The 16,315-nt window shown below is 72.4% G+C and carries 12 protein-coding genes and 1 pseudogene; 4 read left to right on the top strand and 9 right to left on the bottom strand.

The window, feature by feature from the left end; genetic code table 11:
- Window positions 1–108: 108 nt before the first annotated feature.
- From ACLIN4_RS30895 to ACLIN4_RS30905, 3 genes are read left to right on the top strand one after another with little or no spacing between them, the layout of a single operon-like run.
- Window positions 109–1,542 (top strand): S8/S53 family peptidase, encoded by a 1,434-nt coding sequence (locus tag ACLIN4_RS30895; protein WP_382019365.1) that lies wholly within the window; start codon window positions 109–111, stop codon window positions 1,540–1,542.
- An 8-nt stretch (window positions 1,543–1,550) separates the two neighbouring features.
- Entirely contained in the window at window positions 1,551–2,192 is a 642-nt protein-coding gene (locus ACLIN4_RS30900; RefSeq protein WP_179342757.1) for an RNA polymerase sigma factor, read from the top strand.
- A complete protein-coding gene (locus ACLIN4_RS30905) occupies window positions 2,189–2,695 on the top strand; it encodes a hypothetical protein (protein WP_100049208.1) in 507 nt (168 codons plus the stop codon). Before ACLIN4_RS30900 ends, ACLIN4_RS30905 begins: the two co-directional genes overlap by 4 nt.
- Before the next feature lie 14 nt (window positions 2,696–2,709).
- Here ACLIN4_RS30905 and ACLIN4_RS30910 read toward each other — a convergent pair.
- The 5 genes and pseudogenes from ACLIN4_RS30910 to ACLIN4_RS30930 all read right to left on the bottom strand — a co-directional run.
- Window positions 2,710–3,117: pseudogene (locus ACLIN4_RS30910) on the bottom strand (cytochrome P450); the annotation flags it as partial.
- Window positions 3,118–3,182: 65 nt separating this feature from the next.
- Entirely contained in the window at window positions 3,183–3,980 is a 798-nt protein-coding gene (locus ACLIN4_RS30915) for an N-formylglutamate amidohydrolase (RefSeq protein WP_290011908.1), read from the bottom strand.
- A 110-nt stretch (window positions 3,981–4,090) separates the two neighbouring features.
- Complete coding sequence (locus ACLIN4_RS30920) at window positions 4,091–6,310, bottom strand: NADP-dependent isocitrate dehydrogenase (protein ID WP_290011909.1); 2,220 nt, start codon at window positions 6,308–6,310, stop codon at window positions 4,091–4,093.
- 129 nt (window positions 6,311–6,439) lie between these two features.
- Entirely contained in the window at window positions 6,440–7,501 is a 1,062-nt protein-coding gene (locus ACLIN4_RS30925; protein ID WP_373429094.1) for a mechanosensitive ion channel family protein, read from the bottom strand.
- A gap of 160 nt (window positions 7,502–7,661) precedes the next feature.
- Window positions 7,662–8,561 (bottom strand): lysylphosphatidylglycerol synthase transmembrane domain-containing protein, encoded by a 900-nt coding sequence (locus ACLIN4_RS30930; RefSeq protein WP_307653530.1) that lies wholly within the window; start codon window positions 8,559–8,561, stop codon window positions 7,662–7,664.
- Between the two features lie 312 nt (window positions 8,562–8,873).
- Between ACLIN4_RS30930 and ACLIN4_RS30935 the strand changes: the two genes are divergently transcribed.
- The gene (locus ACLIN4_RS30935; RefSeq protein WP_411576795.1) at window positions 8,874–10,748 is read left to right on the top strand and encodes an ABC transporter ATP-binding protein; all 1,875 of its coding nucleotides are present in this window, start codon (window positions 8,874–8,876) and stop codon (window positions 10,746–10,748) included.
- 20 nt (window positions 10,749–10,768) lie between these two features.
- Here ACLIN4_RS30935 and ACLIN4_RS30940 read toward each other — a convergent pair whose 3' ends face one another.
- From ACLIN4_RS30940 to ACLIN4_RS30955, 4 genes are all read right to left on the bottom strand, one after another.
- Window positions 10,769–12,556, bottom strand: a complete 1,788-nt coding sequence (locus ACLIN4_RS30940; protein ID WP_289909374.1) for an ATP-binding SpoIIE family protein phosphatase — start codon at window positions 12,554–12,556, stop codon at window positions 10,769–10,771.
- A gap of 129 nt (window positions 12,557–12,685) precedes the next feature.
- Window positions 12,686–14,290, bottom strand: coding sequence for a glycoside hydrolase family 13 protein (locus ACLIN4_RS30945; RefSeq protein ID WP_290011910.1), 1,605 nt, complete (start codon window positions 14,288–14,290; stop codon window positions 12,686–12,688).
- 120 nt (window positions 14,291–14,410) lie between these two features.
- Complete coding sequence (locus ACLIN4_RS30950) at window positions 14,411–15,286, bottom strand: carbohydrate ABC transporter permease (RefSeq protein WP_107480358.1); 876 nt, start codon at window positions 15,284–15,286, stop codon at window positions 14,411–14,413.
- 17 nt (window positions 15,287–15,303) lie between these two features.
- Window positions 15,304–16,263, bottom strand: coding sequence for a carbohydrate ABC transporter permease (locus ACLIN4_RS30955; protein ID WP_100049430.1), 960 nt, complete (start codon window positions 16,261–16,263; stop codon window positions 15,304–15,306).
- Window positions 16,264–16,315: the final 52 nt, after the last annotated feature.

The raw sequence follows: 16,315 nt of genomic DNA on the forward strand, positions 1-16,315 counted from the left end.
CAGGTTCGGGTCTGTATCAATCGGCCACCCCCGGACTCTGATTGACGACTGCCGCCACCACCGTGGCCACGACCGCCGTCACACCGCCGCCTCAGTGGAGGACACGCCATGGCACCACAGAGATTCCGCGAGCAGTTCGACCAGATCCAGCGCTCGATGCCGGACGTCCCGCTGGTGATGGGGCCGGACGACTCCGCCGAGTTCCTGTACGAGAAGGGCGTCGTCCTGGCCCGCGACGGCGACGAGGCCCGCCTCGTCGAGGACACCGTGCGCGACCACTTCACCACGATGGCCGGCCTGTCCCCGGACCACGTACGCCGGGCGAGCCCCCGGACCAACCGCACCGGCATCACCCGCATCCAGGTCGGAGACCCCGGCGAGGGCGACGGCAGCGGCGACCCGAACGTCGCGCACGCCCTGCGCTCCCTGCGGACCATGGAGGGCCGCGCGGGCCGCCGGCTGATCAGCCGCAACCACGTCGTCTCCATCGCCGTGAACGCCTGCCCCGGCGACGAACCCGTGCCCGTCCCGCTCAGCGAGCCGCCGAACCCGGCCGCCGCCGACACGCCGTACGACGAGGGGACCGCGGTCGGCGTCCTCGTCATCGACACCGGGCTCATGCACGACTACCGCTCCTGCCCGCTGCTGGCCCACACCGACGGCGACGCCCAGATCAGGGAGTGCGACGAGGACGGCGTCCTCCGGCAGTACGTCGGCCACGGCACCTTCATCGCCGGCCTCGTCGCCGCCGTCGCCCCCAACACCCGCGTCACCGTCCGCAACACCCTCAACGACGCGGGCGCCATCCTGGAGTCCGAGCTGGGCGAGAAGCTCTTCGAGGCCGTCGACCGCGACGGCTGGCCCGAGATCCTCAGCCTCTCCGCCGGCACCTCCAACGGCCGCACCGACGGACTGCTCGGCGTGCACGCCTTCATGGAGGAACTGCGCGACCAGCGCACCCTGCTGGTCGCCGCCGCCGGCAACAACGGCAGCGCCACCCCTTTCTGGCCCGCCGCCTACGCCGAACTCCCCGGCTGGGAGAAGTCCGTGCTGTCGGTCGGCGCGCTGCGCGCCGACGGCGAGTTCGGTGCCTGCTTCAGCAACCACGGCGGCTGGGTCAAGGCCTACGCCCCCGGCGAACGCCTCACCAGCGCCCTCACCGGCTTCGGCACCCCCGTGCCGTACGTCTACCAGCACTCCACCTACGACACCTGCCGCTACGGCTTCGGCTACGCCTGCACCTGTCAGTACCCCCGGCACAACGGGGTGCTCAGCGAGCCCGGCGAGGCCCCCGCCAAGCCGGACCAGGTCATGTTCGAGGGACACGCGCAGTGGAGCGGCACCTCTTTCGCCACCCCCGTCGTCGCGGGACTGGTCGCCTCGCACATGACGGAGACCAAGGAACGGGACCCGCGCGCCGCCCGCAAGCAGCTGCTCGCCGCCAACACCGAGTACGCGGAGGTGCGCGGGGCGCACGTGCCGGCGCTGCTGCCGCCCACCTGGCGCCCCGTCACCGTCGAGGTGCCGGCCGGCGGGGCGTGAGCGGCCCGATGGCCGCCGGAACCACCCACTCCACGGCGTACGATGGCGTGTCGTACACGAGGGGTGGGACCGTGGACCGTGCAGATGTCGGGGTGCTCGTCCAGTTGGCCGCCGACGGGGACGCGGCGGCCTGGAAGCAGTTGGTGGACGGGCTGGGCCCGCTGGTGTGGTCCGTCGCGCGGTCGCACGGGCTGTCCGACGCCGACGCGCACGAGGTGTACCAGACCGCCTGGTTCCGCTTCGCCCAGCACCTGGGGCGGATCCGCGAACCGGAGAAGACCGGTTCCTGGCTGGCGAGCACGGCACGGCACGAGTGCCTGAAACTGCTGAGGGCGTCGAAGAGGTGGACACCGACCGACGACCCGCAGCTGCTCGACCGGCCGAGCGAGGACCGTACGCCCGAGGAGTCGGTGCTCGACTCCGAGGAGGCCGCCGCGCAGACCGAGCGCGTACGGCGGCTGTGGCAGGAGTTCGAGGAACTGGGCGAGCGGTGCCGCCAGTTGCTGCGGGTACTGATCTCCTCGCCACCGCCCAGCTATCAGGAGGTGTCCGCCGCGCTGGGAATCGCGGTGGGCAGCATCGGGCCGATGCGTCAGCGCTGTCTGCGCCGGCTGCGGGCCCGGCTAGAGGCACGGGGGACGACATCATGAGCGACATGCACGACGACGGCTTCGAGGACGACGGGGACGACGGGCCCGGCGGGGCCTTCACGGACGACGAACTCGGCACCGACCTCCTGGAGGAGGAGCTGCGGCAGGCCGCCGCGATCCTGGACCCGGTCCCGGCCGAGCTGCGCCGGATCGCCGTCGACGCCTTCGCGCTGCGCGACCTGGACGCCCGCGTCGCCGAGCTCACCTTCGACTCGCTGGTCGACGCCATCCCGGTCAGGGGAGCGGCGGACCCGCCGCGGATGCTGACCTTCCAGGCGGACGAGGTGACCGTCGACGTCGAGGTGACGGCGGACGGCCTGATCGGCCAGGTGCTGCCGCCGGGACCGGCCCGCATCGAGGTCCTGAGCGGTCCGCGGGCCCCGGCCCCGCTGACGGCGGACGAACTGGGCCGGTTCACGGGCGAGGCCCCGCCCTCCGGCCCGTTCGCGCTGCGGCTGCGGACCGGTGGGGGCGTGGTCGTGACGGAGTGGCTGCGCGCCTGAATCCGCCGGTTCCACCAGGTGCAGGGCAGGGTCCGCGGCCCGCGGATCATGGTCCTGCGGCGCCACTCGACCTGCTCCGCCCGAACCGCGAGGCGCAGCCCCGGCAGCCGCTCCAGCAGCGTGTCGACGAGCAGCTCGGTCTGCATCCGGGCGAGGACGGCGCCCGTGCAGTAGTGGTGCCCGTTGCCGAAGGACAGGTGCGGGTCGGGGTCCCGGCCGGGGTCGGTCCGGTCCGGGTCGGGGAAGACGTCCGGGTCCCGGTTCGCGGCCAGGCAGGAGACGTACACGGGGTCGACGGCGCTGATGCGCACCCCGTGCACGTCGACGTCCTCCAGGGCGATGCGGGCGAGCCCCACCGAGGTGCGGTGCGGGATCCAGCGCAACAGTTCGTCCAGGAGGGCGCCCCGCACCTCGGGGCGGTCGTCGCGCGGGAGTGCTCCAGGCGGTGGGCGGTGTGCGGTGGGTCTGCGGGGGCGGTGGCGTCCGGTCAGCCCGACACGGCGTCGACGAGCGCCGCCAGCGACTCCGCGAGGCGGGAGAGCCCGGGGCCGGCCGGTCCGCCAGGCTCGGCCATGTAGGTGTCCCGGCGGATCTCCACCATCAGTGCGCCGACGTCGGCCCGCTTCCCGTAGAAGTCCAGCGGTACGTACGTCCCGCTGAACGGGCTGTCCAGCCCCGTCTCCCCGCACGGCGCGAACGCCTCCCGGGCCGCGGCGAGCAGTTCGGGCGACGTGTGGAAGCCGTCCGTGCCCAGGCAGACCGGCGGACGCGGACCCTCGCCGTGCAGCTCGTAGGGCAGCGGCTCGGTGGGGTACGAGTGCACGTCGACGATCACCGCCCGGCCGGTGACGGCGAGCCGGTCCGCGACCGCCTCGGTCATGGCCCGCGCGTACGGCCGGAAGTACCGCTCGATCAGCGGCTCCGGGTCGGTGCCGTCGGCCCGCAGGACCTCGCGGTGGGTGGTCCGCGTGTACACGGCGCCCATCCCGACGGCCGTCATCTCCTCCCGGTCGTCCGGGAACCGCTCGGGGTCGACGACCAGCCGGGACGCCCGGTTGACGAACCGCCAGGGGGTGAGGCCGGCGAGCCCGGCCGCCACATCGGCGATCCGAGCGGTGTGCGAGTCGGTGATGTGGTCCAGCTCCCGCTCCAGGGCCGCGTCGTCCAGGACGATGCCGGGGCGGACATCGGCGGGGATGTGCCGGGAGGAGTGCGGCACGTGGAGGATCACGGGGGACGCGGGGGCGCCGGGGACGAGTTCGAAGGACGCCGGGGCGTCGCTCATGGGGTGCCTCGCAAGCAGGGGACACAGGGGTGGGACAAGACGGACACCCCGCCTCCGGTGCTCGGAGACGGGGTGTCACGGTGGTGAGCCCATCGCGGGCCCGGTGAGGATCAGGCGAGGGACGCCAGTGCCTCGTTCCAGGTGACCGACGGGCGCATGACCTCGGCGGCCTTGGCCGGGTCGGGCTGGTAGTAGCCGCCGATCTCGGCGGGCTTGCCCTGGACGGCGTTCAGCTCGTCGACGATCTTCTGCTCGTCGGCGGTCAGCTTCTCGGCGAGCGGGGCGAAGGCCTTGGCCAGGTCCGCGTCGTCGGTCTGCTCGGCCAGCTCCTGCGCCCAGTACAGGGACAGGTAGAAGTGGCTGCCGCGGTTGTCGATGCCGCCGACGCGACGGGTCGGGGACTTGTCCTCGTTGAGGAAGGTCGCCGTGGCGCGGTCGAGGGTGTCGGCGAGGACCTTGGCCTTGGTGTTGCCGGTGGCCGCCGCGTACTGCTCCAGGGACGGGACCAGCGCGAAGAACTCGCCGAGGGAGTCCCAGCGCAGGTAGTTCTCCTTGACCAGCTGCTGCACGTGCTTGGGCGCGGAGCCGCCGGCGCCGGTCTCGAACAGGCCGCCGCCCGCCATCAGCGGGACGACCGACAGCATCTTGGCGCTGGTGCCCAGCTCCAGGATCGGGAAGAGGTCGGTCAGGTAGTCGCGCAGCACGTTGCCGGTGACGGAGATGGTGTTCTCGCCGCGGCGGATGCGCTCGACGGACAGCTTGGTCGCCTCGACCGGGTTGAGGATCCGGATGTCCAGGCCCTCGGTGTCGTGCTCCGGCAGGTACGCCTTGACCTTGGCGATGAGGTTGGCGTCGTGGGCGCGGGTCTCGTCCAGCCAGAAGACGGCCGGGTCGCCGGTGGCGCGGGCGCGGGTGACGGCCAGCTTCACCCAGTCGCGGATCGGGTCGTCCTTGGTCTGGCAGGCGCGGAAGACGTCACCGGCGGACACGGCCTGCTCGATGAGGGCGGTGCCGTTCTGGTCGACCAGGCGGACCGTGCCCGTGGTGGGGATCTCGAAGGTCTTGTCGTGGCTGCCGTACTCCTCGGCCTTCTGCGCCATGAGGCCGACGTTCGGCACCGAGCCCATGGTGGAGGGGTCGTAGGCGCCGTTGGCGCGGCAGTCGTCGATGACGGCCTGGTACACGCCGGCGTACGAGGAGTCCGGGATGACGGCGAGGGCGTCGTGCTCCTGGCCGTCCGGGCCCCACATGTGGCCGGAGGTGCGGATCATGGCCGGCATGGAGGCGTCGATGATGACGTCCGAGGGCACGTGCAGGTTGGTGATGCCCTTGTCGGAGTCGACCATCGCCAGCTCCGGGCCCTCGGCGAGCTCGGCGTCGAAGGACGCCTTGATCTCGGCGCCCTCGGGCAGGGACTCAAGGCCCTTGTAGATGCCGCCCAGACCGTCGTTCGGGGTCAGACCGGCCGCGGCGAGGGTCTCGCCGTACTTCGCGAAGGTCTTCGGGAAGAAGGCGCGCACCACGTGGCCGAAGATGATCGGGTCGGAGACCTTCATCATCGTGGCCTTCAGGTGCACCGAGTACAGGATGCCCTCGGCCTTCGCGCGGGCGACCTGCGCCGTCAGGAACTCGCGCAGCGCGGCGACGCGCAGCACGGAGGCGTCGACGACCTCGTCCTTCTTCACCGGCACGGACTCGCGCAGCACCGTCGTGGTGCCGTCGTCGCCGACCAGCTCGATCCGCAGCGCGCCGTCCTCGGCGATCACCACGGACTTCTCGGTGGAGCGGAAGTCGTTCTCGCCCATGGTCGCCACGTTGGTCTTGGACTCGGCGGTCCAGGCGCCCATGCGGTGCGGGTGGTTCTTGGCGTAGTTCTTCACCGAGGCCGGGGCGCGGCGGTCGGAGTTGCCCTCGCGCAGGACCGGGTTGACCGCGGAGCCCTTGACCTTGTCGTAACGGGCGCGGATGTCGCGCTCCTCGTCGGTCTTCGGGTCGTCCGGGTAGTCCGGCAGGGCGTAGCCCTGGGCCTGCAGCTCGGCGACGGCGGCCTTGAGCTGCGGGATGGAGGCCGAGATGTTCGGCAGCTTGATGATGTTGGCGGCGGGGGTCTTGGCCAGCTCGCCGAGCTCCGCGAGGGCGTCCGGGATGCGCTGGTCCTCGGTGAGGTACTCCGGGAACACGGCGATGATCCGGCCGGCCAGCGAGATGTCGCGGGTCTCGACGGGGACACCCGCCTGCGAGGCGTACGCCCGGATCACCGGCAGGAACGAGTACGTCGCCAGGGCCGGGGCCTCGTCAGTGTGTGTATAGATGATGGTCGAGTCAGTCACCGGGTGCTCCGCTCCACGTCTGCAACATTGCTCGACATCAAGATATCTCGTGATCGACCTCGGCTCGACAGGGGTCGTGCGGAGATTCCGGACAACCGGCCGCGCGACCCCTGCCGGGGAGGGGGCCGATCACAGGTGTGCGGCGGCGTCCTCACCCGTGCGCTGCTGCGGGAACGCCGCACCGCCCTGCTGGAGCGCGACCGTCCGGGCGGGCGCCGGGATGCGGATGCCCTCCGCGCGGTACCGCTTGTGCAGGCGCTTGATGAACTCGTGCTTGATCCGGTACTGGTCGCTGAACTCGCCGACGCCCAGGATGACCGTGAAGCCGATCCGGGAGTCGCCGAAGGTGTGGAAGCGGACGGCGGGCTCGTGGTCCGGCACGGCACCGGCGATCTCCGTCATCACCTCGGCGACCACCTCCGTGGTGACCCGCTCCACATGGTCCAGGTCGCTGTCGTAGGCGACGCCGGCCTGCACCAGGATGGTGAGCTTCTGCTCGGGCCGCATGAAGTTGGTCATGTTCGACTTCGCGAGCTGCCCGTTCGGGATGACGACCAGGTTGTTGGACAGCTCACGGACGGTGGTCTGCCGCCAGTTGATGTCCTCGACGTAGCCCTCCTCACCGCTGTCGAGCTGGATGTAGTCACCTGGCTGCACGGTCTTGGAAGCCAGGATGTGGATGCCCGCGAAGAGGTTGGCGAGCGTGTCCTGCAGGGCCAGCGCGACCGCCAGACCGCCGACGCCGAGCGCGGTGAGCATCGGCGCGATGGAGACCCCCAGCGTCTGGAGTATCACCAGGAAGCCGATGGCCAGCACCAGGACGCGGGTGATGTTGACGAAGATCGTCGCAGATCCGGCGACACCGGAGCGGGACGTGGTCAGCGTCCGCACCAGACCGGCGATCACCCGGGCCGCCGAGACGGTCGTCACGAAGATCAGCAGGACGGTCAGGACCTGGTTGACGTTGTGCTGCACGGTCCGCGTCAGCGGCAGCGCCGCCGCGGCGCCCGCCACGCCGCCCGCGACCGCCGCCCAGGGCGCCACCGTGCGCAGCGCGGCCACGATCACGTCGTCGCCGCTCCAGCGGGTGCGCCCGGCGTGCCCCGCCAGCCAGCGCAGCAGCACGCGCAGCAGGAACGCCGCCACCAGGCCGGCCGCCAGCGCGATGCCGGCCGGCACCAGGTGGTCCATGGTCAGGTCTTCCGTCACCGGTCACCTCAGGATGTCGGGATGCACGACTGCGCCGGTCCGCAAGGAAGTTCGACCGGCGCGAGCGTTCATCCTGCCGTATGCCGAGAGGTGCTCCGTACCGCGCCGTCGGGCAGGGCGGGGCGGTCCGCGGTGGTGAGGCTCAGATCACCCGCATCCGCACCAGCGCCGCCAGCGTCAGCGCTCCCGGCAGCAGCGGCAGCCACACGGTCAGGAGCCGGAAGGCCAGCACCACCGCCGTGGCCACGGCGGCCGGGCCGCCCGCCGCCACCAGCGCCACGACCAGCGCCGCCTCGACCGAACCGATACCGCCCGGCGTGGGCACCAGCGCGACCGCGATCGTCGCCGCCAGGTACGCCACCGCCATGTGCCCGACGGGCACGCCGAGCGCCAGCGACTTGCCCACCAGCACCAGCGCCGCCGCCTGGAGCGCCGGGAAGGCCAGCGCGCCGCCCCACAGGGCCAGCGCCCGCGCCGGGCGGGCGTGCACCGAGCGGGCCTCGCCGAGCGCCGTCCGCAGGAAGGACTCCACCGCCCCGCGCAGCCGTGGCACCAGAGCCAGTACGCCCGCCGCGACGACCGGCACCGCGCCGGCGGCGATCAGCAACGGCCCCACGGCGCCCTCGGGCAGCAGCGTGCCGAGCCGCAGCGCCCCGGGGAACGCGAGCAGCAGGGCGCCCAGCAGCGCGACGCGGCCGACGCTCTCCGCCAGCAGGTACAGGGCGAGGGCGGCCGAGGAGCGGGCGAGCGGCAGCCCGCACACCGCCATGAAGCGCAGGTTGACCGCGCTCGCGCCCAGTCCCGTCGGCAGCAGGTGGTTGGCCGCGCCCGCCGCGAACTGCGTGGCCAGCAGCCGCCGCAGGGGCAACCGCTGGACCACCGCGCCCTGCCGGGTGCAGGCAGCCGCGACCCAGGTCAGACAGGTGGCACAGGCTGCGGCCAGCAGCCAGGGCCACCGTGCCGTGGCGAGATGGCCGAAACCCTCGGACAGCACCGACCGGTGCCGCACCGCGACCACGGCGACCAGCAGCAGCGGAAGCACGCAGCAGACCCGGCGCACCAGGCGGGCACGGCCGTTCCGGCGGGCGAAGGCGGGGGAGGAGGCGGGGGAGCATGCGGGGGAGGGCGCGGGGCCGGGGACGGACGCCTCGAGGGCAGGCCCCTCGGTGCGGGGCCGGTCGGGGACGGACTCCTGGGGGAGCTCTACCGCTGTCACACCACAAGAGATTCCCCGAGCCGCGCCAACTACGGATGGCCGACGCGCGGACGACGGCTTACGGACCGCGGGCGGCCGGTCCACTCCCTCACTGTTGACCTCAAGGAAGCTTGAGGTTCTACCGTCACTCGCATGAGCATGGAGACCACAGCCTGGACCCAGCTGCACAGCGTCATGAACGCCGAGCAGGACCGCCGCCCCCTCGCCCGCGCGACGCTGCGCCGCATCGGCGCCTTCGCCCGTCCGCACCGCCGCCGCATCACCCGGTTCGTCCTGCTCGGCGTGGTGACCGCACTGCTCGCCGTCGCCACGCCCGTGCTGGCCGGACGCGTCGTGGACACGATCGTGTCGGGCGGCGACGACGGCACGGTGGTCCGGCTCGCCCTGCTGATCGCACTGATCGCGGTCGCGGAGGCGGGCCTCGGCATCCTCTCCAGGAGGCTGTCGGCCATGCTCGGGGAGGGACTGATCCTCGATCTGCGCACGGCTGTGTTCGATCATGTGCAGCGCATGCCGGTCGCGTTCTTCACACGCACTCGTACGGGCGCGCTGGTGTCCCGTCTCAACAACGACGTCATCGGCGCCCAGCGCGCCTTCAGCAACACCCTCTCCGGCGTGGTGACCAACCTGGTCACACTGGTGCTCACCCTCGCCGTGATGCTCACCCTGTCCTGGCAGATCACCCTGCTCGCCCTCGTCCTGCTGCCCGTCTTCGTGCTCCCGGCCCGGTGCATGGGCCGCCGCATGGCCCGCATGCAGCGCGAGGCCGCCACCCTGAACGCCGCGATGGGCACCCGTATGACCGAGCGCTTCTCCGCACCCGGCGCCACGCTGATCAAGCTGTTCGGCCGCCCCGAGGAGGAGTCGGCCGAGTTCGCCGACCGCGCCCGCCGCGTCGCCGACATCGGCGTGCGCACCGCCACCGCCCAGGCGGCCTTCATCACCGCCCTCACCCTGGTCTCCGCGCTCGCCCTGGCCCTCGTCTACGGCCTCGGCGGCTTCTTCGCCCTGCGCGGCACCCTCGACCCGGGCGCCGTCGTCGCGCTGGCCCTGCTGCTCACCCGCCTGTACGCACCGCTCACCGCGCTCGCCGGCGCCCGCGTCGAGGTCATGAGCGCCCTCGTCAGCTTCGAGCGGGTCTTCGAGGTGCTGGACCTGACCCCGCTCATCGACGAGAAGCCCGACGCCCGCCCGGTCCCCGACGGCCCGGTCGCCGTCGAGTTCGACGACGTCCGCTTCGGCTACCCGTCCGCCGACAAGGTCTCCCTGGCCTCCCTGGAGGAGGTCGCATCCCTCGACACCCGGGGCGGCGACGAGGTCCTGCACGGCCTCTCCTTCCGCGCCGAACCCGGCCAGACCGTTGCCCTGGTCGGCTCCTCCGGCGCCGGCAAGTCCACCATCGCCCAGCTCCTGCCGCGCCTGTACGACACCGACGGCGGCACCGTGCGGATCGGCGGCGTCGACGTCCGCGACCTGAGCGCCCGGTCCCTGCGCGACACCGTCGGCATGGTCACCCAGGACGGCCACCTCTTCCACGACACCGTCCGCGCCAACCTGCTGCTCGCCCGGCCCGACGCCTCCGACCCCGAACTGTGGGACGCGCTGCGCCGCGCCCGCCTGACCGACCTCGTACGGTCCCTGCCCGACGGCCTGGACACCGTGGTCGGCGAGCGCGGCTACCGGCTCTCCGGCGGGGAGCGCCAGCGCATGACCATCGCCCGGCTGCTGCTGGCCCGCCAGCGCGTCGTCATCCTCGACGAGGCCACCGCCCACCTCGACAACACCTCCGAGGCGGCCGTCCAGGAGGCCCTGACCGAGGCACTGGAGGGCAGGACCGCCGTGGTCATCGCGCACCGGCTGTCCACCGTCCGGTCGGCCGACCAGATCCTGGTGGTCGAGGCCGGGCGCATCGTGGAACGCGGCACCCACGACGAACTCCTCGCGGCCGGCGGACGCTACGCCCAGCTGCACCGCACCCAGTTCGGCCGGCGGACGCTGGAGAAGGCGGCGTGACGGACGGGGACGGGGGAGGGCTACTGCCCGTGCGGGCCGGCCGGACCGGCCCGCACGGGCAGATCCTGCTCGGCCCAGACGACCTTCCCCGAAGGCGTACGGCACGACCCCCAGCGCCGGCACAGCATGTTGATCAGCTGGAGACCGCGCCCGCTCTCGTCGCTCACGTCCGCGTGCTGGATCTGCGGCAGGTCCGGCCCGGTGTCGGAGACCTCCACCGACAGCCGCTCGTTCCGCAGCAGCCGCAGCTCACCGGGGGCGTTCCCGTACCGCAGGGCGTTGCCCACCAGCTCGCTGACGACCAGCTCCGTCGTGTCGACCAGCTCCTCGAGCCCCCACTTCACCAACTGCTCGCGCACCGTCGTCCGCGCCTGCCCGGCGGCCTTGCCGTCCGGAGGCAGCGTCCGCACGAACACGTCACCCTCCGGACCCAGCGGCCGGGCCCCGGCGACCAGGACGATCGCGTCGTCGGACCGGTCGCCCCCCACCCGCTCGGTGACCGCCCGGCACACCGCGCCGCCCGCGGGCACGGCGCCGCCGGCCGCCTCCCGCAGCCGGTCCATCCGCGTGGTGAGGCCGACGGTGCGCGACCTGATCAGACCGTCCGTGTACAGCGTCAGCCGGCTCCCCTCGGGCGCGGCGCAGTCCACCGGGTCGTACGGGATCACCCCGGCGCCCAGCGGCGCACCGGCGGGCACGTCCAGGTACGCGGCGGTGCCGTCGGGCGAGGTGAGCAGCGGCGGCGGATGACCGGCGCTGGCGATGCGGAAGGTGGAGCCGCAGGGGTCGTAGACCGCGCACAGGCAGGTGGCGCACTGGTCCTCCTCCAGGTCGCGGGCGGCCAGGTCCAGCCGGGCCAGCAGCCGCTCCGGCGCGATGTCCAGCGCCATCAGCGTGCGGGCCACCGTGCGCAGCCGCCCCATGGTCGCGGCGGCGGCCAGCCCGCGCCCCATCACGTCGCCCACCATCAGCGCCGTGCGCCCGCTGGGCAGCGCGACGACGTCGAACCAGTCGCCGCCCACCGCGGCCGGATCGGCGGCCGGGTCGTAGCACGAGGACACGTCGAGTCCCGGCGTGCTCGGGCTGGACCGGGGGAGCAGCGCCCGCTGCAGGGTGACCACGTGCTCGCGCTCCCTCCCGTAGAGCCGGGCGTTGTCGATGTACACGGCCGCCTTGGACGCCAGCTCCACGGCCAGCGCCACGTCGCCCTCGGTGAACGGCGCCCGGCTGCCGGCCCGGACGAAGTCGGCCAGCCCCAGCAGCACTCCGCGGGCGATCAGCGGGACCACCAGATAGGAGTGGACCCCCGCGCGGCGCATGATGTCGGCCGACTCGGGGGTGGGGGCGACGACGGCGAAGTCCGACCGCGTCATCCGGGCTATCAGCACCGGCTCGCGGGTGATCAGGCACCGCAGGCCCAGCCGGTCGGCACTGTGCACGGACAGCTCGCCGACCGGGTCCGGCGCGAGGTCCAGGCCGTCGATCTCCGACACCGCCATGGCCCTGAGCCTAGGGGGCTCGCTCCCCCGGACGCGGTCCCCCTCCTGGAACCGCAGCACGGGGTCCAGGAGGTCCACCGCCGTGCCGTCCGCCAGCTCCGGGACGGTGAACTCGGCCAGCTCCTCGGCCGTACGGCGCAGGTCCAGCGTGGTGCCGATCCGCGTACCGGCCTCGTTCAGCCAGGCCAGCCGGCGCCGCGCGCCCAGTGCCTCCGTCATCGGGCGCAGAGCCCCGCGCAGCGCCCGGCGCCCGCCGACGAGGGGGCTCGGACGGGGGCGCACCCCGCGCCGCCACGGTCGCTCCCGCACGCGTCGCCTCCTCCCACGCCCTTCTGCCCCGATTCTGCCTCGCCGGCGGGCGCGCGGCGACGGCAGCGCTTCGATCTGCGGGCCCGCCGACCGGAGCGCCGGCCGGGCCGCCGGCCGACTGGGGCGCGCCTAGGCGCGCAGCCACACCGCCGTGTCCCGCGGCAGCCGGCCGTCCCCGTCGAGCGGCCCGCTGCCGAGCAGGAGTGTGCTGTGCTCGGGCAGGACGACCGGCCCGGGTGACAGGTTGACGACGCACATCAGGCCGCCCGGCCGCCGGAACGCGAGCACGCCGTCCGGCGCGGGCAGCCAGTCGAGCGGGCCGTCACCGAATCCGTCGGTGGTGCGTCGCAGGTGCAGTGCCTCGCGGTAGAGGCTGAGCATCGACTCCGGGTCCGCCCCCTGGCGGTCCGCCGCGTACGCCGACCAGCCCGCGGGCTGCGGCAGCCAAGGCTCCGTCTCGGAGCCGAAACCGCAGTACGGGGCGTCGGCCGACCACGGCAGCGGCACGCGGCAGCCGTCCCGGCCCGGATCGACACCCCCGGAGCGGAAGTGCATCGGGTCCTGGATGCGGTCGAGCGGGACGTCGGCCTCGGGCAGGCCCAGTTCCTCCCCCTGGTAGAGGTAGACGGACCCGGGCAGGGACAGCGTCAGCAGCGCCGCGGCCCGGGCACGCCGCGTGCCGAGCACCGGGTCGGTGGGGGTGCCGAAGGCCTTCTTGGCGAAGTCGAAGCCGGTGTCCTCGCGGCCGTACCGGGTGACGGTACGGGTCACGTCGTGGTTGCAGAGCACCCAGGTGGCGGGGGCCCCGACGGGGGCGTGCTCGGCGAGCGTGTCGTCGATGGTGCGGCGCAGCCGTTCCGCGTCCCAGGGGCAGGACAGGAAGTTGAAGTTGAACGCGGTGTGCAGCTCGTCGGGGCGCAGGTAGCGGGCGAAGCGCTCGGCGTCGGGCAGCCACACCTCGCCCACGAAGACGCCCCCGTACTCGTCGGCGACGGCCCGCCAGGAGCGGTAGATGTCGTGCAGTTCGTCCTGGTCGATGTAGGGGTGCGGGTCGACGCCCTCCTCGAAGTCCGCGAGCGCGGGGTCCTTCGCGAGCAGGGCGGCGGAGTCGATGCGCACGCCCGCGACGCCGCGCTCGAACCAGAAGCGCAGCACGTCCTCGTGCTCCCGGCGCACCTCGGGGTGGGCCCAGTTGAGGTCGGGCTGCTCGGGGGTGAACAGGTGCAGGTACCACTCGCCGTCCGGGACCCGGGTCCAGGTGGGGCCGGTGAACTGGGAGGGCCAGTTGTTGGGCGGCAGTTCGCCGTTCTCCCCGTGCCCCGGGCGGAAGTGGAAGCGCTTGCGCTCCGCGCTGCCGGGGCCGGCGGCGAGCGCCGCCCGGAACCAGGCGTGCTGGTCGGAGACGTGGTTGGGGACGATGTCGACGATGGTGCGGATACCGAGCTCCCGTGCTTCGGCGATCAGCTTCTCGGCCTCGCCGAGGGTGCCGAAGGCAGGGTCGATGGTCCGGTAGTCGGCCACGTCGTAGCCGCCGTCGACGAGCGGCGAGACGTACCAGGGGGTGAACCAGACGGCGTCGACACCGAGTTCGGCGAGGTAGGGCAGTCTCGCCCGGACCCCCGCGAGGTCGCCGGTGCCGTCGCCGTCGCCGTCGGCGAAACTGCGGGGGTACACCTGGTAGATGACGGCGTCGCGCCACCAGTTGGCGGTGCGGTGCGAGTTGGGGGCTGCCACGTGACGGTCCTTTCGGGCAGGTCGGATCTTCGCCGCCGGCCCGGACAGGGCGGGGCGGTCGGACGGGCCGGCGGCGAAGGTTGACGGGGACGGGCCGGGGAGGGGGCGGCGCGGGGCGCCTCAGCCTTTGAGTCCGCCGGCGGTGAGTCCGCTCATGATGTTGCGCTGGAAGATCAGGAAGATGATCAGGGTCGGCAGCGAGGCCATGGTGAGCGCGGCGATCAGCACGTTGACGGGCACACCGTTGGACAAGGAGTAGATGCCGACGTTCAGGGTCTGCTTGGCCGGGTCGGGCAGCGTCAGCATCGGCCAGAGGAAGTCCTTCCAGACGCCCACGATCGCGAAGATGGACACCACGCCGAGGATCGGCCGGGAAATGGGCAGGACGATGGACCACAGGGTCCGCATCGGCGAGGCGCCGTCCATGGACGCGGCGTCCAGCAGCTCCCGCGGGATCGAGTCGAAGAACCGCTTCAGCAGGAAGATGTTGAAGGCGTTGGTCACCGAGGGCAGCCAGATCGCCCACGGCGTGTTGAGCAGGTTGCGTTCAAAGATCGGCACGTCGAGCACCGTCAGGTACTGCGGCACGACCAGCACGGTCGCCGGGATCATCAGCGTCGCCAGCATCATGCCGAGGATGGCCTTGCCGAAGACCGGGCGGAGCTTGGACAGCGAGTAGGCCGCTGCCACGTCCAGCACCAGCTGGAAGGCGAGCGCGCCGAACGCGTAGTACAGCGTGTTCCCCAGCAGGCCGGCCAGGTCCATGACGTTCCAGGCCTGTGAGTAGTTGTCCGGCTGGAAGGACTCGGGGACCAGCGTCGGCGGGGTCGCGACGGCTTCCTGGGTGTCCTTGAAGCCGCTGGAGACCATCCAGTACATCGGGCCGAGGAAGACCACGGTGAACACCGTGACGACCAGGGCGAACGTCGCCCAGTACAGGCGCTTGCCGCGCGGCCGGGCGAGCTGGGCCGGCGAGATGAGCGTGCGTGTGGACATCGGTGGATTCCCCCGGCCTACTCGTCCTCGGCGCGGTTGAGCTTCACGTACGCCGCCGAGAAGCCGGCGAGGAGCACGAGGAGCAGCAGACCGAGGGCCGCCGCGGCGCCGTAGTTGTTGAAGTTGAAGGCGTACTGGTAGATCAGGTAGACGACCGTGGTGGTCGAGCCCTCGGGACCGGCGCCGCCGGTGAGCAGGAAGGGTTCCACGAAGACCTGCATGGTGGCGATGATCTGCATCAGCAGCAGCAGCGAAAGGATCAGCCGGGTCTGCGGGATCGTCACGTGCCAGATCTTGCGGAGCAGTCCGGCGCCGTCCAGTTCCGCCGCCTCGTAGAGCTCGCCGGGTATGCCCTGGAGCGCGGCCAGGTAGATGAGGGCCGCGCCGCCCATGTTCATCCAGGTCGACGCGATCACCACGGAGAGCATGGACAGGTCGGGATCCTGCAGCCACTGCTGCTCGGGGAGCCCGACGGAGCCGAGCAACTCGTTGAGCAGGCCGTAGCCGGGGTCGTAGAGGTACTTGAAGAGCAGGACGGCGGCGACCGGCGGCAGCATCACCGGCAGATAGACCAGCAGCCTCAGGTAGCCCTTGCCGTGCCTCAGTTCGTTGATGACGAGCGCGACGACGAACGGCACCGCGAAGCCGAGGACCAGCGCCAGCACGGTGAACAGCAGGGTGTTGCGCCAGGCCTGCCAGAAGGCCGGGTCGTTGAAGACCGTGCGCAGATTGTCCAGGCCGACCCAGGAGACCTCGCCCTGGTCCGTCTTCTGGAAGGCGAGGAGGAACTCCCGGACCATCGGGTACCAGGAGAAGAACGCGAAGCAGAGGACCGCGCCGATCAGGAAGCCGTGCGCGGTGAGGTTGCGCTTCAGGCTCCGGGCGAAGGAGCCGCCGGGCGGGGGCGGGCCGTCCGGCGGCGGCTGGGCGTGGCGGGCACTCGCCGCCTTGCTCGGGGTGAGGCTGGGGGCCGACATCGTCGCTCCTCGGTACTGATCTCCTGGGCCCCGGGGGGCGGTGCGGCCCGCC

The sequence above is a fragment of the Streptomyces mutabilis genome, assembly GCF_046628145.1.
Classification (GTDB): domain Bacteria; phylum Actinomycetota; class Actinomycetes; order Streptomycetales; family Streptomycetaceae; genus Streptomyces; species Streptomyces mutabilis.